Annotated in this window: 25 protein-coding genes and 1 riboswitch; of the genes, 15 read left to right on the plus strand and 10 right to left on the minus strand. The window is 55.2% G+C overall.

Features of this window, described 5'->3' with window-relative positions:
- From tuf to rpoC, 9 genes are all read left to right on the plus strand, one after another.
- A partial coding sequence (tuf, locus tag INF73_RS21305; protein WP_062936174.1) for an elongation factor Tu occupies positions 1 to 1,026 on the plus strand: 1,026 nt, incomplete at its 5' end.
- 227 nt (positions 1,027 to 1,253) lie between these two features.
- Positions 1,254 to 1,637, plus strand: a complete 384-nt coding sequence (gene secE, locus INF73_RS21310) for a preprotein translocase subunit SecE (protein WP_003862342.1) — start codon at positions 1,254 to 1,256, stop codon at positions 1,635 to 1,637.
- Between the two features lies 1 nt (position 1,638).
- Positions 1,639 to 2,184 carry a transcription termination/antitermination protein NusG gene (nusG, locus tag INF73_RS21315; RefSeq protein ID WP_003862341.1) on the plus strand — a complete coding sequence of 182 codons (546 nt, stop codon included), beginning with the start codon at positions 1,639 to 1,641 and terminating at the stop codon, positions 2,182 to 2,184.
- 156 nt (positions 2,185 to 2,340) lie between these two features.
- Positions 2,341 to 2,769 (plus strand): 50S ribosomal protein L11, encoded by a 429-nt coding sequence (gene rplK, locus INF73_RS21320; RefSeq protein ID WP_008503452.1) that lies wholly within the window; start codon positions 2,341 to 2,343, stop codon positions 2,767 to 2,769.
- Between the two features lie 3 nt (positions 2,770 to 2,772).
- The gene (rplA, locus tag INF73_RS21325; RefSeq protein WP_006810530.1) at positions 2,773 to 3,477 is read left to right on the plus strand and encodes a 50S ribosomal protein L1; all 705 of its coding nucleotides are present in this window, start codon (positions 2,773 to 2,775) and stop codon (positions 3,475 to 3,477) included.
- 289 nt (positions 3,478 to 3,766) lie between these two features.
- On the plus strand, positions 3,767 to 4,264 hold the full coding sequence (gene rplJ / locus INF73_RS21330) for a 50S ribosomal protein L10 (protein ID WP_003862338.1): 498 nt from the start codon (positions 3,767 to 3,769) through the stop codon (positions 4,262 to 4,264).
- A gap of 66 nt (positions 4,265 to 4,330) precedes the next feature.
- Positions 4,331 to 4,696 carry a 50S ribosomal protein L7/L12 gene (gene rplL / locus INF73_RS21335; RefSeq protein ID WP_002445276.1) on the plus strand — a complete coding sequence of 122 codons (366 nt, stop codon included), beginning with the start codon at positions 4,331 to 4,333 and terminating at the stop codon, positions 4,694 to 4,696.
- 319 nt (positions 4,697 to 5,015) lie between these two features.
- Positions 5,016 to 9,044, plus strand: coding sequence for a DNA-directed RNA polymerase subunit beta (rpoB, locus tag INF73_RS21340; protein ID WP_015569976.1), 4,029 nt, complete (start codon positions 5,016 to 5,018; stop codon positions 9,042 to 9,044).
- A 76-nt stretch (positions 9,045 to 9,120) separates the two neighbouring features.
- Positions 9,121 to 13,344: a DNA-directed RNA polymerase subunit beta' gene (rpoC, locus tag INF73_RS21345; RefSeq protein ID WP_028015097.1), complete on the plus strand. Its 4,224-nt coding sequence runs from the start codon at positions 9,121 to 9,123 to the stop codon at positions 13,342 to 13,344.
- 58 nt (positions 13,345 to 13,402) lie between these two features.
- Here rpoC and INF73_RS21350 read toward each other — a convergent pair whose 3' ends face one another.
- The 10 genes from INF73_RS21350 to INF73_RS21395 form a co-directional block, all read right to left on the minus strand.
- The gene (locus INF73_RS21350; protein ID WP_008503455.1) at positions 13,403 to 13,720 is read right to left on the minus strand and encodes a PTS lactose/cellobiose transporter subunit IIA; all 318 of its coding nucleotides are present in this window, start codon (positions 13,718 to 13,720) and stop codon (positions 13,403 to 13,405) included.
- Positions 13,720 to 14,028 (minus strand): PTS sugar transporter subunit IIB, encoded by a 309-nt coding sequence (locus INF73_RS21355; protein ID WP_010425948.1) that lies wholly within the window; start codon positions 14,026 to 14,028, stop codon positions 13,720 to 13,722. The genes INF73_RS21350 and INF73_RS21355 overlap by 1 nt, the downstream gene beginning before the upstream one ends.
- A gap of 146 nt (positions 14,029 to 14,174) precedes the next feature.
- Entirely contained in the window at positions 14,175 to 15,716 is a 1,542-nt protein-coding gene (locus INF73_RS21360; RefSeq protein WP_192987623.1) for a sensor domain-containing diguanylate cyclase, read from the minus strand.
- Positions 15,717 to 16,053: 337 nt separating this feature from the next.
- Positions 16,054 to 17,181: a 2-iminoacetate synthase ThiH gene (thiH, locus tag INF73_RS21365; protein ID WP_193541679.1), complete on the minus strand. Its 1,128-nt coding sequence runs from the start codon at positions 17,179 to 17,181 to the stop codon at positions 16,054 to 16,056.
- Positions 17,178 to 17,948 (minus strand): thiazole synthase, encoded by a 771-nt coding sequence (gene thiG, locus INF73_RS21370; RefSeq protein ID WP_059357739.1) that lies wholly within the window; start codon positions 17,946 to 17,948, stop codon positions 17,178 to 17,180. The genes thiH and thiG overlap by 4 nt, the downstream gene beginning before the upstream one ends.
- A gap of 1 nt (position 17,949) precedes the next feature.
- Positions 17,950 to 18,150 carry a sulfur carrier protein ThiS gene (thiS, locus tag INF73_RS21375; RefSeq protein WP_028015101.1) on the minus strand — a complete coding sequence of 67 codons (201 nt, stop codon included), beginning with the start codon at positions 18,148 to 18,150 and terminating at the stop codon, positions 17,950 to 17,952.
- Positions 18,134 to 18,889 (minus strand): HesA/MoeB/ThiF family protein, encoded by a 756-nt coding sequence (locus INF73_RS21380; RefSeq protein WP_136344261.1) that lies wholly within the window; start codon positions 18,887 to 18,889, stop codon positions 18,134 to 18,136. Before INF73_RS21380 ends, thiS begins: the two co-directional genes overlap by 17 nt.
- Positions 18,882 to 19,517: a thiamine phosphate synthase gene (gene thiE / locus INF73_RS21385; protein ID WP_048999973.1), complete on the minus strand. Its 636-nt coding sequence runs from the start codon at positions 19,515 to 19,517 to the stop codon at positions 18,882 to 18,884. Before thiE ends, INF73_RS21380 begins: the two co-directional genes overlap by 8 nt.
- A complete protein-coding gene (gene thiC / locus INF73_RS21390; protein ID WP_193541682.1) occupies positions 19,517 to 21,412 on the minus strand; it encodes a phosphomethylpyrimidine synthase ThiC in 1,896 nt (631 codons plus the stop codon). The genes thiE and thiC overlap by 1 nt, the downstream gene beginning before the upstream one ends.
- 79 nt (positions 21,413 to 21,491) lie before the next feature.
- Positions 21,492 to 21,601, minus strand: a riboswitch (TPP riboswitch).
- Positions 21,602 to 21,655: 54 nt separating this feature from the next.
- Positions 21,656 to 22,153 (minus strand): Rsd/AlgQ family anti-sigma factor, encoded by a 498-nt coding sequence (locus tag INF73_RS21395; protein ID WP_028015105.1) that lies wholly within the window; start codon positions 22,151 to 22,153, stop codon positions 21,656 to 21,658.
- Between the two features lie 95 nt (positions 22,154 to 22,248).
- Between INF73_RS21395 and nudC the strand changes: the two genes are divergently transcribed.
- From nudC to INF73_RS21425, 6 genes are all read left to right on the plus strand, one after another.
- A complete protein-coding gene (nudC, locus tag INF73_RS21400; protein WP_045630297.1) occupies positions 22,249 to 23,022 on the plus strand; it encodes an NAD(+) diphosphatase in 774 nt (257 codons plus the stop codon).
- Between the two features lie 38 nt (positions 23,023 to 23,060).
- Positions 23,061 to 24,125: a uroporphyrinogen decarboxylase gene (hemE, locus tag INF73_RS21405; RefSeq protein WP_041911588.1), complete on the plus strand. Its 1,065-nt coding sequence runs from the start codon at positions 23,061 to 23,063 to the stop codon at positions 24,123 to 24,125.
- Positions 24,126 to 24,134: 9 nt separating this feature from the next.
- Positions 24,135 to 24,806: a deoxyribonuclease V gene (gene nfi, locus INF73_RS21410; protein ID WP_010425928.1), complete on the plus strand. Its 672-nt coding sequence runs from the start codon at positions 24,135 to 24,137 to the stop codon at positions 24,804 to 24,806.
- 41 nt (positions 24,807 to 24,847) lie between these two features.
- Positions 24,848 to 25,438 (plus strand): YjaG family protein, encoded by a 591-nt coding sequence (locus INF73_RS21415; protein ID WP_022646712.1) that lies wholly within the window; start codon positions 24,848 to 24,850, stop codon positions 25,436 to 25,438.
- Positions 25,439 to 25,624: 186 nt separating this feature from the next.
- A complete protein-coding gene (gene hupA, locus INF73_RS21420; RefSeq protein WP_002445246.1) occupies positions 25,625 to 25,897 on the plus strand; it encodes a nucleoid-associated protein HU-alpha in 273 nt (90 codons plus the stop codon).
- Between the two features lie 11 nt (positions 25,898 to 25,908).
- Positions 25,909 to 26,601, plus strand: a complete 693-nt coding sequence (locus tag INF73_RS21425) for a DUF1481 domain-containing protein (RefSeq protein WP_028015109.1) — start codon at positions 25,909 to 25,911, stop codon at positions 26,599 to 26,601.
- Positions 26,602 to 26,642 lie beyond the last annotated feature (41 nt).

The following is a 26,642-nucleotide window of genomic DNA, read 5'->3' on the forward strand; positions in this document are numbered from 1 at the left end:
CCAGAAGAAAAAGCTCGTGGTATCACCATCAACACCTCTCACGTTGAGTACGACACCCCGACTCGCCACTACGCACACGTAGACTGCCCAGGCCACGCCGACTATGTTAAAAACATGATCACCGGTGCTGCGCAGATGGACGGCGCGATCCTGGTTGTTGCTGCGACTGACGGCCCAATGCCTCAGACTCGTGAGCACATCCTGCTGGGTCGTCAGGTAGGCGTTCCTTTCATCATCGTGTTCCTGAACAAATGCGACATGGTTGATGACGAAGAGCTGCTGGAACTGGTAGAGATGGAAGTTCGTGAACTGCTGTCTCAGTACGATTTCCCGGGCGACGACACTCCAATCGTTCGTGGTTCCGCGCTGAAAGCGCTGGAAGGCGACGCTGAGTGGGAAGCGAAAATCATCGAACTGGCTGGCTTCCTGGATTCTTACATCCCAGAACCAGAGCGTGCGATTGACAAGCCATTCCTGCTGCCAATCGAAGACGTATTCTCCATCTCCGGTCGTGGTACCGTTGTTACCGGTCGTGTAGAGCGCGGTATCATCAAAGTTGGTGAAGAAGTTGAAATCGTTGGTATCAAAGAGACTGCGAAGTCTACCTGTACTGGCGTTGAAATGTTCCGCAAACTGCTGGACGAAGGCCGTGCTGGTGAGAACGTTGGTGTTCTGCTGCGTGGTATCAAACGTGAAGAAATCGAACGTGGTCAGGTTCTGGCGAAGCCAGGCTCAATCAAGCCACACACCAAGTTCGAATCTGAAGTGTACATCCTGTCCAAAGACGAAGGCGGCCGTCATACTCCGTTCTTCAAAGGCTACCGTCCACAGTTCTACTTCCGTACAACTGACGTGACCGGTACCATCGAACTGCCAGAAGGCGTAGAGATGGTAATGCCAGGCGACAACATCAAGATGGTTGTGACTCTGATCCACCCAATCGCGATGGACGACGGTCTGCGTTTCGCAATCCGTGAAGGCGGCCGTACCGTTGGCGCGGGCGTTGTTGCTAAAGTTCTCGGCTAATCGCTGATAACATTTGACGCAATGCGCAATAAAAGGGCATCATTTGATGCCCTTTTTGCACGCTTTCACATCAGAACCTGGCTCATCAGTGATTAATTTTGTCATAATCATTGCTGAGACAGGCTCTGCGGAGAGCGTATAATACGAAAAGCGAATAGCATTTCGATTGGTTTGCCTCGCACTCGCGGGGTGAAAATGTTTGTAGAATACTTCTGACAGGTTGGTTTATGAGTGCGAATACCGAAGCTCAAGGGAGCGGGCGCGGCCTGGAAGCGATGAAATGGGTAGTTGTAGCCGTGCTGCTGATTGTGGCGATTGTCGGCAACTATCTTTATCGTGACATGATGCTGCCGCTACGCGCGCTTGCAGTGGTAATTCTGATTGCTGCGGCGGGTGGTGTCGCGCTGTTGACGACAAAAGGCAAAGCGACCGTTGCGTTTGCCCGCGAAGCGCGTACCGAAGTCCGCAAGGTCATTTGGCCGACTCGCCAGGAAACATTGCACACCACGCTGATCGTAGCGGCGGTAACCGCTGTAATGTCACTGATCCTGTGGGGACTGGATGGTATTCTGGTTCGCCTGGTATCCTTTATCACTGGCCTGAGGTTCTGAGATGTCTGAAGCCCCTAAAAAGCGCTGGTACGTCGTTCAGGCGTTTTCCGGTTTTGAAGGCCGCGTAGCAACGTCGCTGCGTGAGCATATCAAATTACACAATATGGAAGAGTTGTTTGGCGAAGTTATGGTTCCGACCGAAGAAGTGGTTGAGATCCGTGGCGGCCAGCGTCGCAAAAGCGAGCGCAAATTCTTCCCGGGTTACGTGCTGGTTCAGATGGTTATGAACGACGCGAGCTGGCACCTGGTGCGCAGCGTGCCGCGTGTGATGGGCTTTATCGGCGGCACGTCTGACCGTCCGGCGCCAATCAGCGACAAAGAAGTTGATGCGATTATGAACCGCCTGCAGCAGGTGGGTGATAAGCCGCGTCCGAAAACGCTGTTTGAACCGGGTGAAATGGTTCGTGTTAATGACGGTCCGTTTGCTGACTTTAATGGCGTGGTTGAAGAAGTGGACTATGAGAAGTCCCGCCTGAAAGTTTCTGTTTCTATCTTCGGTCGTGCGACCCCGGTAGAGCTGGACTTTGCCCAGGTAGAAAAAGCCTAAGCAGCGATCAAAAAAGCGACGATTTAATCGTTGCACAAGGCGCGGGATTGGAATACAATTTCGCGCCTTTTGTTTTTATGGGTCCCGGCCCGTAAAACGAATTTTATTCACGGGGAGCCTCCCTGAGGCGCTATTACCCAATCAGAGGATTTTAGAATGGCTAAGAAAGTACAAGCCTACGTCAAGCTGCAGGTTGCAGCTGGTATGGCGAACCCAAGTCCACCAGTTGGTCCAGCTCTGGGTCAGCAGGGTGTGAACATCATGGAATTCTGTAAAGCGTTCAACGCAAAAACTGAATCCCTGGAAAAAGGTCTGCCAATCCCAGTCGTAATCACTGTTTACGCTGACCGTTCTTTCACTTTCGTTACCAAAACCCCTCCAGCAGCAGTTCTGCTGAAGAAAGCGGCTGGTATCAAGTCTGGTTCCGGTAAACCGAACAAAGACAAAGTGGGTAAAATTTCCCGCGCTCAGCTGCAGGAAATCGCGCAGACCAAAGCTGCCGACATGACTGGTGCCGACATTGAAGCGATGACTCGCTCCATCGAAGGTACTGCACGTTCCATGGGCCTGGTAGTGGAGGACTAAGAAATGGCTAAACTGACCAAGCGCATGTCCGTGATCCGTGACAAAGTTGATGCGACCAAACAGTACGACATCAACGAAGCTATTGCTCTGCTGAAAGAACTGGCGACTGCTAAGTTCGTTGAAAGCGTTGACGTTGCCGTTAACCTGGGCATCGATGCTCGTAAATCCGATCAGAACGTTCGTGGCGCAACTGTACTGCCACACGGTACTGGCCGTTCCGTTCGCGTAGCTGTATTTGCTCAGGGTGCAAACGCTGAAGCTGCTAAAGCTGCCGGCGCTGAACTGGTAGGTATGGAAGATCTGGCTGATCAGATCAAGAAAGGCGAAATGAACTTTGACGTTGTTATTGCTTCTCCAGATGCAATGCGCGTTGTTGGCCAGCTGGGCCAGGTTCTGGGTCCACGCGGCCTGATGCCAAACCCGAAAGTGGGTACTGTAACCCCTAACGTTGCTGAAGCGGTTAAGAACGCTAAAGCAGGTCAGGTTCGTTACCGTAACGACAAAAACGGCATCATCCACACCACCATCGGTAAAGTGGACTTTGACGCTGACAAACTGAAAGAAAACCTGGAAGCTCTGCTGGTTGCGCTGAAAAAAGCTAAACCAACTCAGGCGAAAGGCGTGTACATCAAGAAAGTTAGCATCTCCACCACCATGGGTGCAGGTGTTGCAGTTGACCAGGCTGGCCTGAGCGCTGCTGCAAACTAATGCCTTTACGTGGGCGGTGATTTTGTCTACAATCTTACCCCCACGTTTGCTAACGAAAGTTAGCGGCTAAAAGATTTGTTCGTTGGAGCCTGGCCTATCCAGGCCTCCGTCGAAGACCGCAGGTGTTTCGCAAGAAACTTAATCCCCTGCGTAGACGGTGACAGAACGCTAAGATTATTTTTAATACTCTGGCTTGTTTCTGCTCACCGTATTAAGACGCTCTTCCCGTTGGGTTGAGTGAAGTGAGTTCCGGAACATGAGTTCCGGCAAACATCCAGGAGCAAAGCTAATGGCTTTAAATCTTCAAGACAAACAAGCGATTGTTGCTGAAGTCAGCGAAGTAGCCAAAGGCGCGCTGTCTGCAGTAGTTGCGGATTCCCGTGGCGTTACTGTAGACAAAATGACTGAACTGCGTAAAGCAGGTCGTGAAGCTGGCGTATACATGCGTGTTGTTCGTAACACCCTGCTGCGTCGCGTAGTTGAAGGTACTCAGTTCGAGTGCCTGAAAGACACGTTTGTTGGTCCGACCCTGATTGCATACTCTATGGAACACCCGGGCGCTGCTGCTCGTCTGTTCAAAGAGTTCGCGAAAGCGAATGCAAAATTTGAGGTCAAAGCTGCAGCCTTTGAAGGTGAGTTGATCCCGGCATCGCAAATCGATCGCCTGGCAACCCTGCCGACCTACGAAGAAGCAATTGCACGCCTGATGGCAACCATGAAAGAAGCTGCGGCTGGCAAACTGGTTCGCACTCTGGCTGCTGTACGCGATGCGAAAGAAGCTGCTTAATCGCAGTTATCTTTATAAAGCATTTGCTTACGTATAAACTTATTCTGATTTTCAGGAACAATTTAAATGTCTATCACTAAAGATCAAATCATTGAAGCAGTTGCAGCTATGTCCGTAATGGACGTTGTAGAGCTGGTATCTGCAATGGAAGAAAAATTCGGTGTTTCTGCTGCTGCTGCTGTAGCTGTAGCTGCTGGCCCGGCTGAAGCTGCTGAAGAAAAAACTGAATTCGACGTAATTCTGAAAGCTGCTGGCGCGAACAAAGTTGCTGTTATCAAAGCAGTACGTGGCGCAACTGGCCTGGGTCTGAAAGAAGCTAAAGACCTGGTAGAATCTGCTCCAGCTGCGCTGAAAGAAGGCGTGAGCAAAGACGACGCAGAAGCACTGAAAAAATCTCTGGAAGAAGCTGGCGCTGAAGTTGAAGTTAAATAAGCCAACTTTTCTGGTTGCAGCCTAAGCAATTAGGCTGATGGCTGGTGACTTTTTAGTCACCAGCCTTTTTGCGCTGTAAGGCATCAGTAGCATTTCACACTGTTTGACTGCTGATTGTCCTGACAATGCTTGTTTCTATCGACGACTTAATATACTGCGACAGGGTGCTCGCTCTGTGTAAATCGCAATGAAATGGTTTAAGCGTGATAGCAACAGGTATTGCGGAAAGTATTCAATTTTCCGGTCCACAAAATGGTGTTGCACAAACTGTCCCTTCGTCGGACAGATGGGTCGACTTGTCAGCGAGCTGAGGAACCCTATGGTTTACTCCTATACCGAGAAAAAACGTATTCGTAAGGATTTTGGTAAACGTCCACAAGTTCTGGACATTCCATATCTCCTTTCTATCCAGCTTGACTCGTTCCAGAAGTTTATCGAGCAAGATCCTGAAGGGCAGTACGGTCTGGAAGCAGCCTTCCGTTCCGTGTTCCCGATTCAGAGCTACAGCGGTAACTCCGAGCTGCAGTACGTCAGCTACCGCCTTGGCGAACCGGTGTTTGACGTTCAGGAATGTCAGATCCGTGGCGTGACCTATTCCGCACCGCTGCGCGTAAAACTGCGTCTGGTGATCTACGAGCGCGAAGCGCCGGAAGGCACCGTAAAAGACATTAAAGAACAAGAAGTCTACATGGGTGAGATTCCACTCATGACGGACAACGGTACTTTCGTTATCAACGGTACTGAGCGTGTTATCGTTTCCCAGCTGCATCGTAGCCCGGGCGTCTTCTTCGACAGCGATAAAGGTAAAACACACTCTTCCGGTAAAGTACTGTATAATGCACGCATCATTCCTTACCGTGGTTCATGGCTGGACTTCGAGTTCGATCCAAAAGACAACCTGTTTGTCCGTATCGACCGTCGTCGTAAACTGCCTGCAACCATCATTCTGCGTGCACTGAACTATACCACTGAGCAGATCCTGGACCTGTTCTTTGAGAAAGTGATCTTTGAAATCCGCGACAACAAGCTGCAGATGGAGCTGGTGCCGGAACGTCTGCGTGGTGAGACCGCGTCGTTCGACATCGAAGCCGACGGCAAAGTGTATGTGGAAAAAGGTCGCCGTATCACCGCGCGCCACATCCGCCAGCTGGAAAAAGATGATATCAAACACATCGAAGTTCCGGTTGAATACATTGCAGGAAAAGTAGCCGCGAAAGATTACGTTGATGAATCAACTGGCGAGCTGATCTGCCCGGCGAACATGGAGCTGAGCCTGGATCTGCTGGCTAAGCTGAGCCAGTCTGGCCACAAACGTATCGAAACGCTGTTCACCAACGATCTGGACCACGGTCCGTACATCTCTGAGACTGTACGCGTCGACCCAACCAACGATCGTCTGAGCGCGCTGGTAGAAATCTACCGCATGATGCGCCCTGGTGAGCCACCAACTCGCGAAGCGGCTGAAAGCCTGTTCGAGAACCTGTTCTTCTCCGAAGACCGCTACGATCTGTCCGCGGTAGGTCGTATGAAGTTCAACCGTTCTCTGCTGCGCGACGAGATCGAAGGTTCCGGTATCCTGAGCAAAGACGACATCATCGAAGTGATGAAGAAGCTCATTGATATCCGTAACGGCAAAGGCGAAGTGGACGACATCGACCACCTCGGCAACCGTCGTATCCGTTCCGTTGGCGAAATGGCGGAAAACCAGTTCCGCGTTGGCCTGGTACGTGTAGAGCGTGCGGTGAAAGAGCGTCTGTCTCTGGGCGATCTGGATACCCTGATGCCTCAGGATATGATCAACGCCAAGCCGATTTCTGCAGCAGTGAAAGAGTTCTTCGGTTCCAGCCAGCTGTCCCAGTTCATGGACCAGAACAACCCGCTGTCTGAGATCACGCACAAACGTCGTATCTCTGCACTCGGCCCAGGCGGTCTGACCCGTGAACGTGCAGGCTTTGAAGTTCGAGACGTACACCCGACTCACTACGGTCGCGTATGTCCAATCGAAACGCCTGAAGGTCCAAACATCGGTCTGATCAACTCCCTGTCCGTGTACGCACAGACAAACGAATACGGTTTCCTTGAGACCCCGTATCGTAAAGTGACCGACGGTGTGGTTACCGACGAAATTCATTACCTGTCTGCTATCGAAGAAGGCAACTACGTTATCGCTCAGGCGAACTCCAACCTGGATGACGAAGGCCACTTTGTAGAAGATCTGGTTACCTGCCGTAGCAAAGGCGAATCCAGCTTGTTCAGCCGCGACCAGGTTGACTACATGGACGTATCCACCCAGCAGGTGGTATCCGTCGGTGCGTCCCTGATCCCGTTCCTGGAACACGATGACGCCAACCGTGCATTGATGGGTGCGAACATGCAACGTCAGGCCGTTCCAACTCTGCGTGCTGATAAGCCGCTGGTTGGTACCGGTATGGAACGTGCTGTTGCCGTTGACTCCGGTGTTACGGCAGTTGCTAAGCGTGGCGGTACCGTTCAGTACGTTGACGCATCCCGTATCGTTATCAAAGTTAACGAAGACGAGATGTATCCGGGCGAAGCGGGTATCGACATCTACAACCTGACCAAATACACCCGTTCTAACCAGAACACCTGTATCAACCAGATGCCTTGCGTATCTCTGGGTGAGCCAGTTGAGCGCGGCGACGTGCTGGCAGACGGTCCGTCCACCGACCTCGGTGAACTGGCGCTCGGTCAGAACATGCGCGTAGCGTTCATGCCGTGGAACGGTTACAACTTCGAAGACTCCATCCTCGTCTCCGAGCGTGTGGTTCAGGAAGATCGTTTCACCACCATCCACATTCAGGAACTGGCCTGTGTGTCCCGTGACACCAAGCTGGGGCCAGAAGAGATCACTGCCGACATCCCTAACGTGGGTGAAGCTGCGCTCTCCAAGCTGGATGAATCCGGTATTGTTTACATCGGTGCGGAAGTGACCGGCGGCGACATTCTGGTAGGTAAGGTGACGCCGAAAGGTGAAACCCAGCTGACCCCAGAAGAGAAACTGCTGCGTGCTATCTTCGGTGAGAAAGCGTCTGACGTTAAAGACTCTTCTCTGCGCGTACCAAACGGTGTTTCCGGTACGGTTATCGACGTTCAGGTCTTCACTCGTGATGGCGTTGAAAAAGATAAGCGTGCGCTGGAAATCGAAGAGATGCAGCTCAAACAGGCTAAGAAAGACCTGTCTGAAGAACTGCAGATCCTCGAAGCAGGTCTGTTCAGCCGTATCTATGCGGTGCTGGTTGCCGGTGGCGTTGAAGCTGAGAAGCTCGACAAACTGCCACGCGATCGCTGGCTGGAACTCGGCCTGACCGACGAAGAAAAACAAAATCAGTTGGAACAGCTGGCTGAGCAGTATGACGAACTGAAACACGAGTTCGAGAAAAAACTCGAAGCGAAACGCCGCAAAATCACTCAGGGCGACGATCTGGCACCAGGCGTGCTGAAGATTGTTAAGGTGTATCTGGCCGTTAAACGTCAGATCCAGCCTGGTGATAAGATGGCAGGTCGTCACGGTAACAAGGGTGTTATCTCTAAGATCAACCCGATCGAAGATATGCCGCACGATGCTAACGGTACGCCGGTAGATATCGTACTGAACCCACTGGGCGTACCGTCTCGTATGAACATTGGTCAGATCCTGGAAACCCACCTGGGTATGGCTGCGAAAGGTATCGGCGACAAGATCAACGCCATGCTGAAACAGCAGCAGGAAGTCGCGAAACTGCGCGAATTCATCCAGCGTGCCTACGATCTGGGTACCGACGTGCGTCAGAAAGTCGACCTGAACACCTTCAGCGATGAAGAAGTGCTGCGTCTGGCAGAGAACCTGCGCAAAGGTATGCCAATTGCAACGCCGGTATTCGACGGTGCAAAAGAAGCTGAAATTAAAGAGCTGCTGCAACTGGGTGGTCTGCCAACGTCTGGTCAGATTACGCTGTTTGACGGCCGTACCGGTGAACAGTTTGAGCGTCCAGTAACCGTAGGTTACATGTACATGCTGAAACTGAACCACCTGGTCGACGACAAGATGCACGCTCGTTCTACCGGTTCTTACAGCCTGGTTACTCAGCAGCCGCTGGGTGGTAAGGCACAGTTCGGTGGTCAGCGCTTCGGGGAGATGGAAGTGTGGGCGCTGGAAGCATACGGCGCGGCATACACCCTGCAGGAAATGCTCACCGTTAAGTCTGATGACGTGAACGGTCGTACCAAGATGTATAAAAACATCGTGGACGGCAACCATCAGATGGAACCAGGCATGCCAGAATCCTTCAACGTACTGTTGAAAGAGATTCGTTCGCTGGGTATCAACATCGAACTGGAAGACGAGTAATTCTCGCTCAAACAGGTCACTGGTGCCGGGTTAACCCCCGGCACCGGATTGTGCTAACTCCGACGGGAGCAAATCCGTGAAAGATTTATTAAAGTTTCTGAAAGCGCAGACTAAAACCGAAGAGTTTGATGCGATCAAAATTGCTCTGGCTTCGCCAGACATGATCCGTTCATGGTCTTTCGGTGAAGTTAAAAAGCCGGAAACCATCAACTACCGTACGTTCAAACCTGAGCGTGACGGCCTTTTCTGTGCGCGTATTTTCGGGCCAGTAAAAGACTACGAGTGCCTGTGCGGTAAGTACAAGCGCCTGAAACACCGCGGTGTGATCTGTGAGAAGTGCGGCGTTGAAGTGACCCAGACTAAAGTACGCCGTGAGCGTATGGGCCACATCGAGCTGGCGTCTCCAACTGCTCACATCTGGTTCCTGAAATCTCTGCCGTCCCGTATCGGTCTGCTGCTGGATATGCCGCTGCGCGATATCGAACGTGTTCTGTACTTCGAATCTTATGTAGTTATCGAAGGCGGGATGACGAACCTGGAACGTCACCAGATCCTGACTGAAGAGCAGTATCTGGACGCGCTGGAAGAGTTCGGTGACGAATTCGACGCGAAGATGGGTGCGGAAGCTATTCAGGCCCTGCTGAAGAGCATGGATCTGGAGCAGGAGTGCGAGCAGCTGCGTGAAGAGCTGAACGAAACCAACTCCGAAACCAAGCGTAAAAAGCTGACCAAGCGTATCAAACTGCTGGAAGCGTTCGTTCAGTCTGGTAACAAACCAGAGTGGATGATCCTGACCGTTCTGCCGGTTCTGCCGCCAGATCTGCGTCCGCTGGTTCCGCTGGATGGTGGTCGTTTCGCAACGTCCGATCTGAACGATCTGTATCGTCGCGTTATCAACCGTAACAACCGTCTGAAACGTCTGCTGGATCTGGCTGCGCCGGACATCATCGTACGCAACGAAAAACGTATGCTGCAGGAAGCGGTAGATGCCCTGCTGGATAACGGTCGTCGCGGTCGTGCGATCACCGGTTCTAACAAGCGTCCTCTGAAATCTTTGGCCGACATGATCAAAGGTAAGCAGGGTCGTTTCCGTCAGAACCTGCTCGGTAAGCGTGTTGACTACTCCGGTCGTTCTGTAATCACCGTAGGTCCATACCTGCGTCTGCATCAGTGCGGTCTGCCGAAGAAAATGGCACTGGAGCTGTTCAAACCGTTCATCTACGGCAAGCTGGAGCTGCGTGGCCTGGCCACCACCATCAAAGCCGCTAAGAAAATGGTTGAGCGTGAAGAAGCTGTCGTTTGGGATATCCTGGACGAAGTTATCCGCGAACACCCGGTACTGCTGAACCGTGCACCAACCCTGCACCGTCTGGGTATCCAGGCATTTGAGCCAGTTCTGATCGAAGGTAAAGCTATCCAGCTGCACCCGCTGGTTTGTGCGGCCTATAACGCCGACTTCGATGGTGACCAGATGGCTGTTCACGTACCGCTGACGCTGGAAGCCCAGCTCGAAGCGCGTGCGCTGATGATGTCTACCAACAACATCCTGTCTCCAGCGAACGGTGAACCAATTATCGTTCCTTCTCAGGACGTTGTATTGGGTCTGTACTACATGACCCGTGACTGTGTTAACGCCAAAGGCGAAGGCATGGTGCTGACTGGCCCGAAAGAAGCTGAGCGTATTTATCGCGCTGGCCTGGCCTCTCTGCATGCGCGCGTTAAAGTGCGTATCACCGAATACGAAAAAGATGCAAACGGCGAATTCGTTGCGAAGACCAGCCTGAAAGACACGACCATTGGCCGTGCCATTCTGTGGATGATCGTACCGAAAGGTCTGCCTTTCTCCATCGTCAACCAGGCGCTGGGCAAGAAAGCGATCTCCAAAATGCTGAACACCTGTTACCGCATTCTGGGTCTGAAGCCGACCGTTATCTTCGCTGACCAGACAATGTATACCGGCTTTGCTTATGCAGCGCGTTCAGGTGCATCTGTTGGTATCGATGACATGGTCATCCCAGAGAAGAAACACGAGATCATCTCTGAAGCGGAAGCTGAAGTTGCTGAGATCCAGGAGCAGTTCCAGTCTGGTCTGGTAACCGCGGGCGAACGTTACAACAAAGTTATCGATATCTGGGCAGCGGCGAACGATCGTGTATCCAAAGCGATGATGGATAACCTGCAAACCGAAACCGTGATTAACCGTGACGGCGTCGAAGAGCAGCAGGTTTCCTTCAACAGCATCTACATGATGGCCGACTCCGGTGCGCGTGGTTCTGCAGCACAGATTCGTCAGCTGGCAGGTATGCGTGGTCTGATGGCGAAGCCAGATGGCTCCATCATCGAAACGCCAATCACCGCGAACTTCCGTGAAGGTCTGAACGTACTCCAGTACTTCATCTCCACGCACGGTGCGCGTAAAGGTCTGGCGGATACCGCACTGAAGACAGCGAACTCCGGTTATCTGACGCGTCGTCTGGTTGACGTTGCGCAGGATCTGGTTGTGACCGAAGACGATTGTGGCACCCTCGAAGGTATCACCATGACCCCGGTTATCGAGGGTGGTGATGTTAAAGAGCCGCTGCGCGATCGCGTACTGGGTCGTGTGACCGCGGAAGACATTCTGAAGCCGGGCACTGCAGACATTCTGGTTCCACGCAACACCCTGCTGCACGAACAGTGGTGTGACCTGCTGGAAGCGAACTCTGTTGACTCTGTGAAAGTGCGTTCCGTTGTATCCTGTGACACCGACTTTGGTGTGTGTGCACACTGCTACGGTCGTGACCTGGCGCGTGGCCACATCATCAACAAAGGTGAAGCCATCGGCGTTATCGCGGCACAGTCCATCGGTGAGCCGGGTACACAGCTGACGATGCGTACGTTCCACATCGGTGGTGCGGCATCTCGTGCGGCTGCTGAATCCAGCATTCAGGTGAAAAACAAAGGTAGCATCAAGCTCAGCAACGCGAAGTCTGTTGTTAACTCCGCAGGCAAGCTGGTTGTGACCTCTCGTAACACCGAGCTGAAGCTGATCGACGAATTCGGTCGTACCAAAGAGAGCTATAAAGTGCCTTACGGTGCGGTTATGGCGAAAGGTGATGGCGAGCAGGTTGCCGGCGGTGAAACCGTTGCAAACTGGGATCCACACACCATGCCGGTAATCACCGAAGTAAGTGGTTTCATCCGCTTTACTGACATGATCGACGGCCAGACCATTACTCGTCAGACCGACGAGCTGACCGGTCTGTCTTCTCTGGTGGTTCTGGATTCTGCTGAACGTACTACCGGCGGTAAAGATCTGCGTCCTGCACTGAAAATCGTTGATGCTCAGGGTAACGACGTTCTGATCCCGGGTACCGATATGCCTGCGCAGTACTTCCTGCCGGGTAAAGCGATTGTACAGCTGGAAGATGGCGTACAGATCAGCTCTGGTGACACCCTGGCGCGTATTCCTCAGGAATCCGGCGGTACCAAGGACATCACCGGTGGTCTGCCACGCGTTGCGGACCTGTTCGAAGCACGTCGTCCGAAAGAGCCTGCAATCCTGGCTGAAATCAGCGGGATCATCTCCTTCGGTAAAGAGACTAAAGGTAAGCGCCGTCTGGTTATCACCCCAGTAGATGGCAGCGAGCCGTACGAAGAGATGATTCCTAAGTGGCGTCAGCTCAACGTGTTCGAAGGTGAACGTGTAGAACGTGGTGACGTGGTTTCCGACGGTCCAGAAGCGCCGCACGACATCCTGCGTCTGCGTGGTGTGCATGCTGTTACTCGTTACATTGTTAACGAAGTACAGGATGTATACCGCCTGCAGGGCGTTAAGATTAACGATAAGCACATCGAAGTTATCGTTCGTCAGATGCTGCGTAAAGCAACCATCGAAAACGCGGGCAGCTCCGACTTCCTGGAAGGCGAGCAGGTTGAATACTCACGCGTTAAGATCGCTAACCGCGATCTGGAAGCGAACGGCAAAATCGGTGCGACCTTCGCACGCGATCTGCTGGGTATCACCAAAGCGTCTCTGGCAACCGAGTCCTTCATCTCCGCAGCATCGTTCCAGGAAACGACTCGTGTCCTGACCGAAGCCGCTGTTGCTGGTAAACGTGATGAACTGCGCGGTCTGAAAGAGAACGTCATCGTGGGTCGTCTGATCCCTGCCGGTACCGGTTATGCGTACCATCAGGATCGTATGCGTCGTCGCGCTGCGGGCGAACTGCCAGCTGCACCGCAGGTTACTGCTGAAGATGCATCCGCGAGCCTGGCAGAACTGCTGAACGCAGGTCTGGGCGGTTCCGACAACGAGTAATCGTTGATGCCGTAAATAAAAAACCCGCCTCGGCGGGTTTTTTTATATCTGCATTTCTTCAATTCACTAACGGGATGCGTCGATAAAGCTCAATCATATCGCCCGCCAGATCCTGAATAACCATCGCGTTCATCAGGTGGTCCTGAGAATGAACGGTGATCAGGTTAACCGGCAGTTTCCCGGTCCCTTCGTCAAGTCCAATAAGCTGCGTCTGGATCGTATGCGCGTGCTTCACATATTCGCGGGATTCTTCCATCGCTTTTTCAGCTTCGTCAAACTCACCTTTACGCGCCATCTGCAGAGCCGTCAGGGCCGCACTGCGGGCCGCACCGGCGTTGACCAGCAGTTCCATGATTGTGGTTTCTAAGTCTTCCATTATGACTCCAGCAGTTTAAGCGCTTTTTCCAGTACGGCATCGCCTTTCATCATGCCGTAATCCATCATGTCGATCACCGCGACCTTTTTGCCCAGCGGGTCGGCCTGTGCCTGCAGTTTAGCCTGCTCGTATTTAACCTGTGGCCCCAGCAATACGATGTCGGCCGTCGCGATATTGTCTTTAAACTCCGCAACCGGAACGGCTTTAATAGTGACTTCAACCCCTTTTTTCTGCGCGGCATCTTTCATACGTTGAACCAGCATGCTGGTTGACATTCCCGCTGCACAGCATAAAACGATGTTCTTCATAATCAGCCTCGATCTACATGTGTTTATTGATAATTATCCTGCGCAGAGAGCTTCAACAACCGCTTTACCGCGATTGTGTGTCAGGCATCACAAAGAAAGCGGCATTTTTCTGAAACCGGTTACAATTCTTCGAGTAAGAGAGAAAGTCAGCCGACGGCAGTGCGAACAATACGGTTTTTTCCCTGCTTTTTAGCACTGTAGAGCGCGTTATCAACGCTACCTACAAATTGTTCCAGCGGTTCGAAGTGCCATTCACCCAGACCCGCGCTGAACGTGACGTGCAGATTGTCTTCCCGCCATACGCGTCTTTCAACGGCGGTGCGCCATGCGTCAAGCAATGAAAATGCGGCAGCGATCTGCTCGGCCTGGAAAATTACCGCGAACTCTTCACCACCATAGCGATAGACCGAGACGTGGTGGGGCTGCATTATCTGGATCCCCTCGCGCGCCACGTTACGCAGGACAATGTCGCCGCTCAGGTGTCCCCACGTGTCGTTAATTGACTTGAAGTTATCAATATCAACCAGCGCCATCGCGAAAGGCTGGTGGGCATTTAATAATTCCTCCACATCGTTATCGAACGCACGGCGGTTTTTGCAGCCGGTCAGCGCATCGTGAGTGGCCTGACGAACATACGCCATCTCACGCTCTTTATTGGACTGAATGGTGCGGCTCAGCATCGCTTCCAGACGCGGCGCTTGGCTCACATCGCCCGTTTTGATCGCATTGATAATGGTCATCAACACGGTACGCGAGGCATGACGCAGATAGAGGCCGAAGAGAATGATAATGATGGCCGCCAGCGCGAAACCCCAGCCTACGATTGTCGTTTCGTGTCGGGTGATATCGGTAAGCGTTGCGCCAGAGACCCTGTAGATGACAAACCAGTCTGGATTGGTAAATGAGTAGTAGTAATACCAGGCGTCGGTTTTCTTATCGTAAAGGTGGCCTTCGCCGCTGGTCATTTTATCCATCAGCGCTTCGCTGACGTACTGTTTGAAAAGCGCGCCCGTATCAGGGTGCAGCACGACGGCGCCATCGCGTTCGACGACGAAGAATTCCCCCTGAACAGGGGCGACCATCTGACGCAGGGTGTAGCCCATTGACGTTAAGTCGAGATGAAACGCAATCGTACCTTTAAGTCGACCTTCTGGTGAAATTAACGGTTTATAGAGTGTGACCGTCGGATGACCGTTGAAGTAGTCCATATAGGGACGGGTGTAGTGGCTGAATATACTGGCTTCAGCATGGGCGACAAACCACGGACGCGTCCGGGGATCGAAGGTTTTACTCTTTTCCGTCTGGAGCACTTCCGGGGCGCGCAGATAATGTCCCTGCGTGTCTGCCAGCGAGATGGATGACACGGTCGGCATCAGGTTTTGCAAATGCATCATCATCTGCAGCCCTTGCGTCGGGTTGACGTTGAGGGTCTCGTTTAGCCTGTCATCGCGTGCAAAATACATCGCGGAGCGGCCCAGGATATAATCGTTTTCACGCAGGATTGACTCGGTGTAGTTCACCGCAAGGTTATGGGTGAAATTGCCATTAATCTTATGATAGTCCTCAAGGAAATCCTTTCGTTGTGAAAGAGTTACCACGACCGCGATCAGCGCAAAACTGCACAGAATCCCCGCGAAGCTGAGCATAATGGGTCGGGTGAAAGAGAGCTTTTTGCTGTGAAGTGCCATGAGTTGTACATCGATCCTGATGGTGAATATTTTTCGTCTGCCGATATCCTCTCAGCATAGTCGCTGTCCTGCGGTTAGCGGTGAATTATACGGAACACGATTTCAGGCGAGATGATTTATCTTAAGAATCACTAAGAAATTCCTTATCCATACTTTTGCGCCCCTCTTATGCACGGAATCGGAGGCAGGGCGAAACGAGGAAGAAGCTTTTCGCCCTGGTCAGCATCCGTTGCTGACCTGATGACAATAAAAAACCGGACGATCGCTGACAATCATCCGGTTTTACCTTTCCGTAACGCCTCGATAATTTTCTACCGTGTTGCAGTGCGTTACATCGTCATTGCGAGGCTCTTCCCAGCCAGCTGTCCCAGTCTTTCCAGACAGGCTGTAAACCCTGTGCCGTCAGGGCGGCGGCAACAGCTTCCGGACGCCGTCCGTCATGCGGTGCAAACTGCTCCAGCTCCGGATGATCGTCTGCATACCCGCCCGGCTGCGTTTTGGAAAATGCGCTGACGTTGTTAATCGCCAGCGGGATGACGCGATCGCGAAACGCCGGGGATTCACGCGTTGAGAGCGATAACTCCACTTCCGGGGCGAGCAGGCGAAACGCGCAGATGGTCTGCACCAGCTGGCGTTCATCCATCAGCGAAGCCGGTTCAATGCCGCCTGCGCAGGGGCGCAGGCGTGGGAAGGAGATGGAGTATCGGGTCTGCCAGTAGTGCTGTTGCAGCCACAGCAGATGTTCTGCCACCATGTAGCAATCTACCCGCCAGCTATCGGAAAGCCCAATTAGCGCACCCAGCCCGATTTTGTCGATCCCGGCGCGGCCCAGCCTGTCCGGCGTTTCCAGCCGGAAGAAAAAATCCTGCTTCTTCCCTTTCAGGTGATGCCGCGCGTACGTCGTCTCGTGGTAGGTTTCCTGATAGACCATAACGCCGTCCAGCCCGAGCGTTTTTAACTCCGCATACTCGACCTGCGACAGGGGCTGAACCTCCATCTGCAACGACGCAAACTCCCGACGTATCGCAGGCAGATGCTGGCGGAAATAGTCCATTCCCACTTTTCCCTGATGCTCGCCCGTGACCAGAAGAAGATGCTCAAAACCCATTTCACGAATGGCCGCACACTCGCGGGCAATCTCACCTTCATCAAGCGTTTTACGCCTGATGCGGTTGCTCATGGAGAAGCCGCAGTAGGTGCAGTCATTGGCGCACAGGTTGGAGAGATAGAGCGGCACGTAGAAGCTCACCGTGTTGCCAAAACGCTGGCGGGTGAGCCGCTGCGCTCGCTGGGCCATGGGTTCGAGGTAGGCGCTGGCCGCCGGGGAGAGCAGGGCCATCAGATCCTCGCGGGTCAGCTGACGGGCATTCAGCGCGCGCTCCACGTCAGCCGCCGTTTTGCTGTTGATGCGCAGGGCAATATCGTCCCAGTTAAGCTCGCGCCAGCGCTCGGTAAACGTGCTCATGAGATCGCCTCCAGAAAACCGGTCAGCGGGCTGGTGGCCTGTGCCTGAAAACTGCGCGAGCCGGGGCCGGACTCTCTGGCCAGCACGCCAGCCTCCACGGCGAGACGAAACGCACGCGCCATCATGACCGGGTCGTCGGCCACCGCAATGGCGGTATTCACCAGCACCGCATCGGCACCCATTTCCAGCGCCTGCGCGGCATGGCTGGGCACGCCGATCCCCGCATCCACCACCACCGGCACGGTCGCCTGCTCGATGATGATCTCCAGCATCGCGCGGGTTTCCAGCCCCTGATTGGAGCCAATGGGCGCCCCCAGCGGCATGACGGCGGCGCAGCCGACCTCTTCCAGACGCTTACACAGCACGGGATCCGCGCCGCAGTAAGGCAGAACGGTAAACCCCTGCTGCACCAGCTTTTCTGCGGCTTTCAGGGTCTCGATCGGGTCGGGCAGCAGCCAGCGGGCATCCGGGTGAATTTCCAGCTTCAGCCAGCGGGTACCGAGCGCTTCCCGCGCCAGCTGTGCGGCGAAAATCGCCTCCTCGGCCGTTTTCGCTCCGGAAGTGTTTGGTAAGAGCGTCACGCCTGCCTCCAGTAGCGGCGCAAGTATGGCATCGTTGTGCTGGCGCAGATCCACGCGCTTCATTGCCAGCGTCACCAGCTGGCTGCCGCTTTCACGAATAGCATCCACCATCAGCTGCGGCGAGGCGAATTTGCCGGTTCCGGTAAACAGATGTGAATCAAAGACTTTATCAGCAATACGTAACATCTCAGCCCCCAGCGATAACCTGAAACAGCAGGATCTGGTCGCCTTCATTGACCTGCTGAAGTTCCCACTGCTCGCGCGGCAGGATCTGTTGATTGAGCGCCAGCGCCGTTCCCGGCTTGAGCTGGCGCAATTTGTCGAGCAGGGCGGCAACGGTGAGACCGTCGTCGCACGTCATCGGCTCATCGTTAAACAGAATGCGCATCGTGGCCTCCGCATACCGGGCAGTGGCTGGCGCGGTGTAGTGCCAGATGGCGCCAGCCGCTGGAGCGGGCGTCGAACAGCCGGAGCGTGTTGCGTTCCGTCTCCATGCCGCTGAGCAGCTTGATAGCCTCCAGCGCCTGAAGGGTACCCATCACGCCCACCACCGGGCCAAGAATGCCTGCCGTGCGGCAGTTACGCTCCGGTTCAGCCTCGTCCGGCCACAGGCAGCGGTAGCAGCCCTGCGCCCACGGCGGGGTCAGGACCATCATCTGCCCACCGAACCCCACCGCGCTGGCGGTGATAAGCGGCGTATTCGTTGCCACGCAGGCGGCGTTAATCGCCTGGCGCGTCGCCATGTTGTCCGTGCAGTCCAGCACCGCGTCGGCAAGGGCGACCTCATGGCGCAGGCTTTCACCGCTGAGGCGCTCCTGCAGAGCAATCAGTTCGATATCCGGATTAAGCTGGTTAAGCCGCTGCCGGGTGATCTGCGCTTTAGGCTGGTTGACATCTTTAGTTGTGAAGAGGATTTGCCGTTGCAGGTTGCTGAGGTGCACCTCGTCGTCATCGGCCAGCACCAGCGTGCCCACGCCCGCACCAGCCAGATACAGCGCGGCGGGCGCGCCTAATCCGCCCAGGCCGACAATCAGTACCCGGCTGGCAAGCAGCTTTTGCTGCCCGTCAATGGCGATATCCTCCAGCAGGATCTGGCGGCTGTAGCGCATAAAATCGCGGTCATTCATCGCCCGCTCCTGCCAGCTGTAAAAGCTGCGCGGTGGCGGACCGCCAGTCTGCCGCCTGGGTGATAGCGCTGACGACGGCGATACTGCCGACGCCGGTCTCCAGCACCGCCGGGGCGCGTTCAAGGCTGATTCCACCGATGGCGACGGTCGGGTAATCGGCAAGGCGCTTAACGTGGCTCGCCAGCTGCGTCAGACCCTGCGGTGCAGACGGCATCTGCTTGGTTTGCGTCGGGAAAACGTGACCGAGGGCGATGTAGGAGGGGCGGGCCGCCAGCGCCACGTCGATTTCCATATCATCGTGTGTTGAAACGCCAAGGCGCAGGCCAGCCTGGCGAATGGCGTTCAGATCGGTGGTTTCCAGATCCTCCTGGCCCAAATGCACGCCGTACGCCCGGTGCTTAACGGCCAGCCGCCAGTAGTCGTTGATAAACAGGCGGGCATTGTAGCGATGCCCCAGCGCGATGGCGGCGGCGACGTCGGCCTCCACCTCTTCATCACGCTTATCTTTGATGCGCAGCTGGAGGGTGCGAACGCCGGCCTCCAGCAGGCGTTCGATCCACTTCACGCTGTCCACCACCGGGTAAAGCCCTAAGCGAAAGGGCACGGAGGGGAAATCGGGCTTGTACATTACGCCTCCTCTTTTTTGAGGTAAATTTCGCCGCCTCTGGCGCGGAAGGTTTCCGACATGTCTGCCATACCGACTTCAATGGTCTGCGCGGCGGCGTAATCCCGCACCTCCTGGCTGATTTTCATCGAGCAGAATTTTGGCCCGCACATGGAGCAGAAGTGCGCCACCTTGCCCGACTCCTGCGGCAGGGTCTCGTCGTGATAGGCGCGGGCGGTGAACGGATCCAGCGCCAGGTTAAACTGGTCTTCCCAGCGGAATTCAAAGCGCGCTTTGGACATGGCGTTATCGCGGATTTGCGCGCCCGGATGGCCTTTCGCCAGATCCGCCGCGTGGGCGGCAATCTTGTAGGTAATCAGTCCCTGCTTAACGTCCTCTTTGTTGGGCAGGCCGAGGTGCTCTTTCGGCGTCACGTAGCAGAGCATGGCGCAGCCAAACCAGCCGATCATCGCCGCGCCAATCCCGGAGGTGAAGTGGTCGTAGCCCGGTGCGATATCTGTGGTCAACGGCCCCAGGGTGTAGAACGGCGCTTCGTGGCAGTGCTCCAGCTCCTCGGTCATGTTGCGGCGGATCATCTGCATCGGCACGTGGCCCGGGCCTTCAATCATCACCTGCACGTCATACTCCCAGGCGATTTTAGTCAGCTCGCCCAGGGTGTGCAGCTCGGCAAACTGCGCCTCGTCATTGGCATCGCGGATGGAGCCAGGACGCAGGCCGTCGCCCAGCGACAGCGAGACGTCGTACGCGGCGCAGATTTCGCAGATCTCGCGGAAGTGCTCGTAGAGGAAGTTTTCCTGATGATGGGACAGGCACCATTTCGCCATGATGGAGCCACCCCGCGAGACGATGCCGGTCAGACGTTTCGCCGTCATCGGCACGTAGCGCAGCAGCACGCCCGCGTGAATGGTGAAGTAGTCCACGCCCTGTTCCGCCTGCTCCAGCAGCGTGTCACGAAACGCTTCCCAGGTGAGGTTTTCGGCGATGCCGTTGACCTTCTCCAGCGCCTGATAAATCGGGACGGTGCCAATCGGCACTGGGCTGTTACGCAGGATCCACTCTCGGGTTTCGTGGATGTAGCGGCCAGTGGAGAGGTCCATCACCGTGTCCGCGCCCCAGCGCGTGGACCAGACCAGCTTTTCCACCTCTTCTTCGATGGACGAGGTGACGGCAGAGTTGCCGATGTTGGCGTTGACCTTCACCAGGAAGTTGCGGCCGATAATCATCGGCTCCGATTCCGGGTGGTTGATGTTGGCGGGGATAATCGCGCGCCCGGCGGCCACTTCGTCACGCACAAACTCCGGCGTGATGTTCTCCGGCAGGCGAGCGCCAAAGCCTTCACCCGGATGCTGGTGGCGCAATATTTCGCTGCGGATGCGCTCGCGGCCCATGTTTTCGCGGATGGCGATGAACTCCATCTCCGGCGTGACGATACCCTGGCGCGCGTAATGCAGCTGGGTGACGCATTTGCCCGCTCTGGCGCGTTTTGGCGTCAGCAGGCCGGTAAAGCGCAGCTCGTCCAGGCCGTCGTCGGCCAGGCGTTCTTTGGTGTACGCAGAGCTGCGCACGCTCAGTTCTTCGCAGTCGTTACGCGCGTCAATCCACGGCTGGCGCAGCTTTGCCAGACCTTGCTGCACGTTGATGACGACAGAGGGATCGCCGTACGGGCCGGAGGTGTCGTATACCGGCACGGCTTCGTTGTCTTCATACTGGGGGTTCTCTTTGCTGCCGCCGATAAGCGTCGGGCTGAGCTGGATTTCGCGCATCGGGACGCGGATATCGGCCTGTGAACCGGTGATGTAGATGCGTTTCGAGTTCGGGAAAGCGGTGCCTTCCAGGGTGTCGATGAAGTGTTGGGCCTGTGCACGCTGTTCGCGGCGGGTCAGTTTTGTTGTAGACATAGCTCATTCCAGAAGTGAAGGACATGGCTTGTCAGACGACGGATGAAGCAAGAGGAGATCGCCCCAGGGGCGATACAACAGCAGCGTGACTCTTGTTCCCTTCGCAGGTATTAGCCTGATCAGGTTCCGCGGATCCCGAATTAACGGTCTCAGCCCGTGCTTACACACTGGGCACTCCGACAAGAAAAATCCCCCTCCGCAGAGGGGCGACTGGTTGTAAATTACTCGTTAACGGTTAAGAACTCAAGCAGGGCGCGCAACGTTATCGCTGCTGCTGATATTCAGGTTGTTATCCAGTACGAGGGCGATGAGCTTATCTTCCAGCGTGAATCGCTCTTCCAGCGCTTCGCCCAGGTCCGAAAGCGCCTGCTGGAACTCAAGATAGTTATCGTGATCGATGGCGTTCTCGAGCGTGGAATCGTAATAGTCCATGATCTGCTGGGTATTGGCTTCCAGCTGCGGACAGAGTTTGCTGGCCGCTAAATACGGCGTTGTCCCTTCCATTTCGCGGATAATGCGTTCATAAATGTTGAAATGGCCGTCGGACAGGTAGTCGACAAGGCTCTGACAAAAATCATCCAGCGCTTTTTCGTTCAGCCGCATAAAGGATTCTTTGCCAGGCTTAAGACCGACCAGATTGTAATACGCCACAAGGAGATGCTTGCGCACATGTAGCCAGCGATCCACCAGGGTGTTACTTCCTCCAACGCGCTCAGTCAGGCTTTCCAGCTGGTTTAACATGGTCGACTCCATAAGGTTTAGAATGGGATCTGCTTATCCAAAATGTAACCACAATGCTAACAACATGTCAGTGAAGCGAAGGTAGTGCAATAGATATGGATCGTATTATTGAAAAATCAGATCTGGGTTGGTGGATCGTCAGCCACGAACAAAAATTATGGCTGCCCTCAGGAGAGTTGCCCTACGGTGCCGCGGAAACGTTCGATCTGGTGGGCCAGCCCGCGCTGAAGATCGGCGAGTGGCAGGGCGATCCCGTGTGGTTGATCCAACAGGCGCGCCGTCAGGATATGGGATCCGTACGTCAGGTGTTAGATCTGGACGTCGGCCTGTTCCAGCTGGCGGGGCGGGGCGTGCAGCTGGCGGAGTTTTACCGTTCGCACAAATATTGCGGTTACTGCGGCCACACCATGCACCCAAGCAAAACCGAATGGGCGCTGCTCTGCGGCCACTGCCGTGAACGCTACTACCCGCAAATCGCGCCGTGCATCATCGTCGCCATCCGCCGTGATGATTCCATCCTGCTGGCGCAACATACCCGTCATCGCAACGGCATTCATACCGTCCTCGCCGGGTTCGTGGAAGTCGGCGAAACGCTGGAGCAGGCGGTGGCGCGCGAGGTGATGGAGGAGAGCAGCATCAAGGTGAAGAACCTGCGCTACGTGACCTCCCAGCCGTGGCCGTTCCCGATGTCTCTGATGACCGCGTTTATGGCGGAATATGACAGCGGCGAGATTGTTATCGACCAGAAAGAGCTGCTGGAGGCGAACTGGTACCGCTACGACAATTTACCGCTGTTACCCCCTCCGGGAACGGTGGCGCGTCGCCTGATAGAAGATACCGTGGCAATGTGTCGGGCCGAGTATGAGTAGTGTTACACTGACGGACTGACGCAATAAGGAACTGCAAAATGACCGAACTGAAGAACGATCGTTATCTGCGTGCGCTGCTGCGCCAGCCCGTTGATGTCACCCCGGTGTGGATGATGCGCCAGGCGGGACGCTATCTGCCAGAGTACAAAGCCACGCGCGCGCAGGCGGGCGATTTTATGTCGCTGTGCAAAAACGCCGAGCTGGCCTGTGAGGTGACGCTCCAGCCGCTGCGCCGCTTCCCGCTGGATGCCGCCATTCTCTTTTCGGACATTCTTACCATTCCGGACGCGATGGGCCTGGGGCTCTATTTCGAAACCGGCGAGGGCCCGCGCTTTACCTCGCCGATCAAAAGCAAAGCCGACGTCGATAAGCTGCCGATCCCCGATCCGGAAGGCGAACTGGGCTACGTGATGAACGCCGTGCGCACCATTCGCCGTGAACTGAAAGGCGAAGTGCCGCTGATTGGTTTCTCCGGCAGCCCGTGGACGCTGGCCACCTACATGGTTGAAGGCGGCAGCAGCAAAGCCTTCACCCTGATTAAAAAGATGATGTACGCCGAACCGCTGGCGCTGCATGCGCTGCTCGACAAGCTGGCGAAGAGCGTTACGCTCTACCTCAACGCGCAGATTAAAGCGGGCGCGCAGTCGGTGATGATTTTCGACACCTGGGGCGGCGTGCTGACCGGACGTGATTATCAGCAGTTCTCCCTGTACTACATGCACAAAATCGTCGATGGCCTGCTGCGTGAAAACGACGGTCGCCGCGTGCCGGTGACGCTGTTCACGAAAGGCGGCGGCCAATGGCTGGAAGCGATGGCGGCCACCGGCTGCGACGCGCTGGGCCTCGACTGGACCACCGATATTGCCGATGCGCGCCGTCGCGTGGGCGACAAAGTGGCGCTACAGGGCAACATGGATCCGTCCATGCTCTATGCTCAGCCTGCCCGCATCGAAGAGGAAGTGTCGACTATACTGTCTGGTTTCGGCCAGGGTGAAGGCCACGTCTTTAACCTCGGCCACGGCATTCATCAGGATGTGCCGCCTGAACACGCAGGCGTATTTGTGGAGGCGGTGCATCGGCTTTCTGCCCAGTATCACAAGTAAGGAGTGGTTATGGATCTCGCGTCGCTACGCGCTCAGCAAATCGAACTGGCTTCATCGGTGATCCGCGAGGATCGTCTGGATAAAGATCCCCCGCAGTACATTGGCGGGGCGGACGTCGGGTTTGAGCAGGGCGGGGAAGTGACGCGGGCGGCGATGGTGGTGCTGAAATACCCGTCGCTGGAGCTGGTGGAGTACAAGGTGGCGCGTATCGCCACCACCATGCCCTATATTCCCGGCTTTCTCTCCTTCCGCGAATACCCCGCGCTGCTGGCCGCGTGGGAGCAACTCTCGCAAAAACCTGACCTCCTGTTTGTTGACGGGCACGGTATCTCCCATCCGCGTCGCTTAGGCGTCGCCAGCCACTTTGGTCTGCTGGTGGACGTGCCGACCATCGGCGTGGCGAAAAAACGCCTGTGCGGCGCGTTTGAGCCGCTTTCTGCCGAACCGGGCGCGCTGGCGCCGCTTATCCATAAAGGCGAGCAGTTGGCGTGGGTCTGGCGCAGTAAAGCGCGCTGTAATCCGCTGTTTATCGCCACCGGGCATCGGGTGAGCATGGACAGCGCGCTGGCGTGGGTGCAGCGCTGCATGAAGGGCTACCGGTTACCGGAGCCAACCCGCTGGGCTGACGCCGTTGCCTCTTCACGTCCGGCATTCATTCGTTGGCAGGAAATTCAGCCGTGATTCAGGTAAACTGCGGCTAATTTTCGATTCGAGACATCATCATGTTACAAAACCCGATTCATCTGCGCCTTGAGAAGCTGGAAAGCTGGCAGCACGTGACGTTTATGGCTTGCCTGTGCGAGCGCATGTATCCCAACTATGCCGCGTTCTGTAAGCAAACGGAGTTTGGCGAAGGCCAGATTTATCGACGTATCCTGGATTTGATCTGGGAGACGCTGACGGTGAAAGACGCAAAGGTGAACTTCGATTCACAGCTCGAAAAGCTGGAAGAGGCGATCCCGGCGGCGGACGATTACGACCTGTACGGCGTTTATCCGGCTATCGACGCCTGCGTGGCGTTGAGCGAGCTGATCCACTCCCGTCTGAGCGGTGAAACGCTGGAGCACGCCATTGAAGTCAGTAAGGCATCCATCACGACCGTCGCGATGCTGGAAATGACGCAGGAAGGCCGTGAAATGACCGACGAAGAGCTGCGTGCTAACCCGGCGGTTGAACAGGAATGGGACATTCAGTGGGAGATTTTCCGCCTGCTGGCAGAGTGTGAAGAGCGTGATATTGAGCTGATCAAAGGGCTGCGCGCGGACCTGCGTGAGGCCGGTGAGAGCAATATTGGTATAATTTTTAACCAATGAGACAACAAAACGTGATTTAACGCCTGTTTTGTCGCACCTCGACTCTTCCCTTCTGCCCCCCGTCTGGTCTACATTTGGGGGGCGAAAAAAAGTGGCTATCGGTGCGTGTATGCAGGAGAGTGCTTTTTTGGCATTTTCGTCGCACTCGATGCTTAGCAAGCGATAAACACATTGAAAGGATAACTTATGAACAAGACTCAACTGATTGATGTAATTGCGGACAAGGCTGATCTGTCTAAAGTGCAGGCTAAAGCTGCTCTGGAATCTACCCTGGCTGCTATTACTGAGTCTCTGAAAGAAGGCGATGCTGTACAACTGGTTGGTTTCGGTACCTTCAAAGTGAACCACCGCGCTGAGCGTACTGGCCGCAACCCGCAGACCGGTAAAGAAATCAAAATCGCCGCAGCTAACGTGCCGGCATTTGTTTCTGGTAAAGCACTGAAAGACGCAGTTAAGTAAGACGCGTGGCAGTGAACAGTTTTAACGAAGGGGCGGCAACGCCCCTTTTGTCATTCTGGCGTGGCACGCTCGCGCTGGCAGGCGTACTGTTGCTGTCTGCCTGTAGCCATGATTCCTCACTCCCCCCGTTTACCGCCAGCGGCTATGCTGACAACCAGGGCGCGGTCAGGATCTGGCGCAAAGATTCCAGCGATGAAGTCCATATGCTTACCGCGTTCAGCCCGTGGCATAACGGCAACACCTCGACCGCAGAGTACCGCTGGCAGGGCGATGCGCTATCGCTGATTGAACTGAACATCTACAGCAAGACCCCTGAACACGTGAAGGTGCGTTTCGACGACCACGGCGAGCTGAGCTTTATGCAGCATGAAGTCAGCGGGTTGAAACAGCAGCTTTCCAGCGATCAGGTCGCCCTTTACCGCTACCGCGCCGAACAGCTCCGTCAGACCAGCGACGCGCTGCGTCAGGGCCGCGTGGTGCTGCGCCAGGGGCGCTGGCATGCCGATGGCACGGTGACCACCTGCGAAGGGCAGACCGTAAAGCCTGAGCTTGAATCCTGGGCAACCGAACACATTCAGCGCCGTCAGCGGCATTCGTCTATGGAAGTGAGCGTGGCGTGGCTTGAGGCGCCGGAAGGCTCTCAGCTGCTGCTGGTGGCGAACGAAGACTTCTGCACCTGGCAGCCGACAGAGAAAAGTTTTTGATTTAAGTTCCCTCTCCCTTGAGGGTGTACGGTCCGGGGACA

Source organism: Enterobacter cloacae complex sp. P6RS (genome assembly GCF_014982245.1).
GTDB classification, from domain to species: domain Bacteria; phylum Pseudomonadota; class Gammaproteobacteria; order Enterobacterales; family Enterobacteriaceae; genus Enterobacter; species Enterobacter bugandensis.

What these genes read in the sequence shown, in the direction of transcription:
- secE (WP_003862342.1), top strand. Translation starts at nt 1,254, where the DNA reads ATGAGTGCGAATACCGAAGCTCAAGGGAGCGGGCGCGGCCTGGAAGCG.
- nusG (WP_003862341.1), top strand. Translation starts at nt 1,639, where the DNA reads ATGTCTGAAGCCCCTAAAAAGCGCTGGTACGTCGTTCAGGCGTTTTCC.
- rplK (WP_008503452.1), top strand. Translation starts at nt 2,341, where the DNA reads ATGGCTAAGAAAGTACAAGCCTACGTCAAGCTGCAGGTTGCAGCTGGT.
- rplA (WP_006810530.1), top strand. Translation starts at nt 2,773, where the DNA reads ATGGCTAAACTGACCAAGCGCATGTCCGTGATCCGTGACAAAGTTGAT.
- rplJ (WP_003862338.1), top strand. Translation starts at nt 3,767, where the DNA reads ATGGCTTTAAATCTTCAAGACAAACAAGCGATTGTTGCTGAAGTCAGC.
- rplL (WP_002445276.1), top strand. Translation starts at nt 4,331, where the DNA reads ATGTCTATCACTAAAGATCAAATCATTGAAGCAGTTGCAGCTATGTCC.
- rpoB (WP_015569976.1), top strand. Translation starts at nt 5,016, where the DNA reads ATGGTTTACTCCTATACCGAGAAAAAACGTATTCGTAAGGATTTTGGT.
- INF73_RS21350 (WP_008503455.1), bottom strand. Translation starts at nt 13,720, where the DNA reads ATGGAAGACTTAGAAACCACAATCATGGAACTGCTGGTCAACGCCGGT.
- INF73_RS21355 (WP_010425948.1), bottom strand. Translation starts at nt 14,028, where the DNA reads ATGAAGAACATCGTTTTATGCTGTGCAGCGGGAATGTCAACCAGCATG.
- INF73_RS21360 (WP_192987623.1), bottom strand. Translation starts at nt 15,716, where the DNA reads ATGGCACTTCACAGCAAAAAGCTCTCTTTCACCCGACCCATTATGCTC.
- thiH (WP_193541679.1), bottom strand. Translation starts at nt 17,181, where the DNA reads ATGAGCACGTTTACCGAGCGCTGGCGCGAGCTTAACTGGGACGATATT.
- thiG (WP_059357739.1), bottom strand. Translation starts at nt 17,948, where the DNA reads ATGTTACGTATTGCTGATAAAGTCTTTGATTCACATCTGTTTACCGGA.
- thiS (WP_028015101.1), bottom strand. Translation starts at nt 18,150, where the DNA reads ATGCGCATTCTGTTTAACGATGAGCCGATGACGTGCGACGACGGTCTC.
- INF73_RS21380 (WP_136344261.1), bottom strand. Translation starts at nt 18,889, where the DNA reads ATGAATGACCGCGATTTTATGCGCTACAGCCGCCAGATCCTGCTGGAG.
- thiE (WP_048999973.1), bottom strand. Translation starts at nt 19,517, where the DNA reads ATGTACAAGCCCGATTTCCCCTCCGTGCCCTTTCGCTTAGGGCTTTAC.
- thiC (WP_193541682.1), bottom strand. Translation starts at nt 21,412, where the DNA reads ATGTCTACAACAAAACTGACCCGCCGCGAACAGCGTGCACAGGCCCAA.
- INF73_RS21395 (WP_028015105.1), bottom strand. Translation starts at nt 22,153, where the DNA reads ATGTTAAACCAGCTGGAAAGCCTGACTGAGCGCGTTGGAGGAAGTAAC.
- nudC (WP_045630297.1), top strand. Translation starts at nt 22,249, where the DNA reads ATGGATCGTATTATTGAAAAATCAGATCTGGGTTGGTGGATCGTCAGC.
- hemE (WP_041911588.1), top strand. Translation starts at nt 23,061, where the DNA reads ATGACCGAACTGAAGAACGATCGTTATCTGCGTGCGCTGCTGCGCCAG.
- nfi (WP_010425928.1), top strand. Translation starts at nt 24,135, where the DNA reads ATGGATCTCGCGTCGCTACGCGCTCAGCAAATCGAACTGGCTTCATCG.
- INF73_RS21415 (WP_022646712.1), top strand. Translation starts at nt 24,848, where the DNA reads ATGTTACAAAACCCGATTCATCTGCGCCTTGAGAAGCTGGAAAGCTGG.
- hupA (WP_002445246.1), top strand. Translation starts at nt 25,625, where the DNA reads ATGAACAAGACTCAACTGATTGATGTAATTGCGGACAAGGCTGATCTG.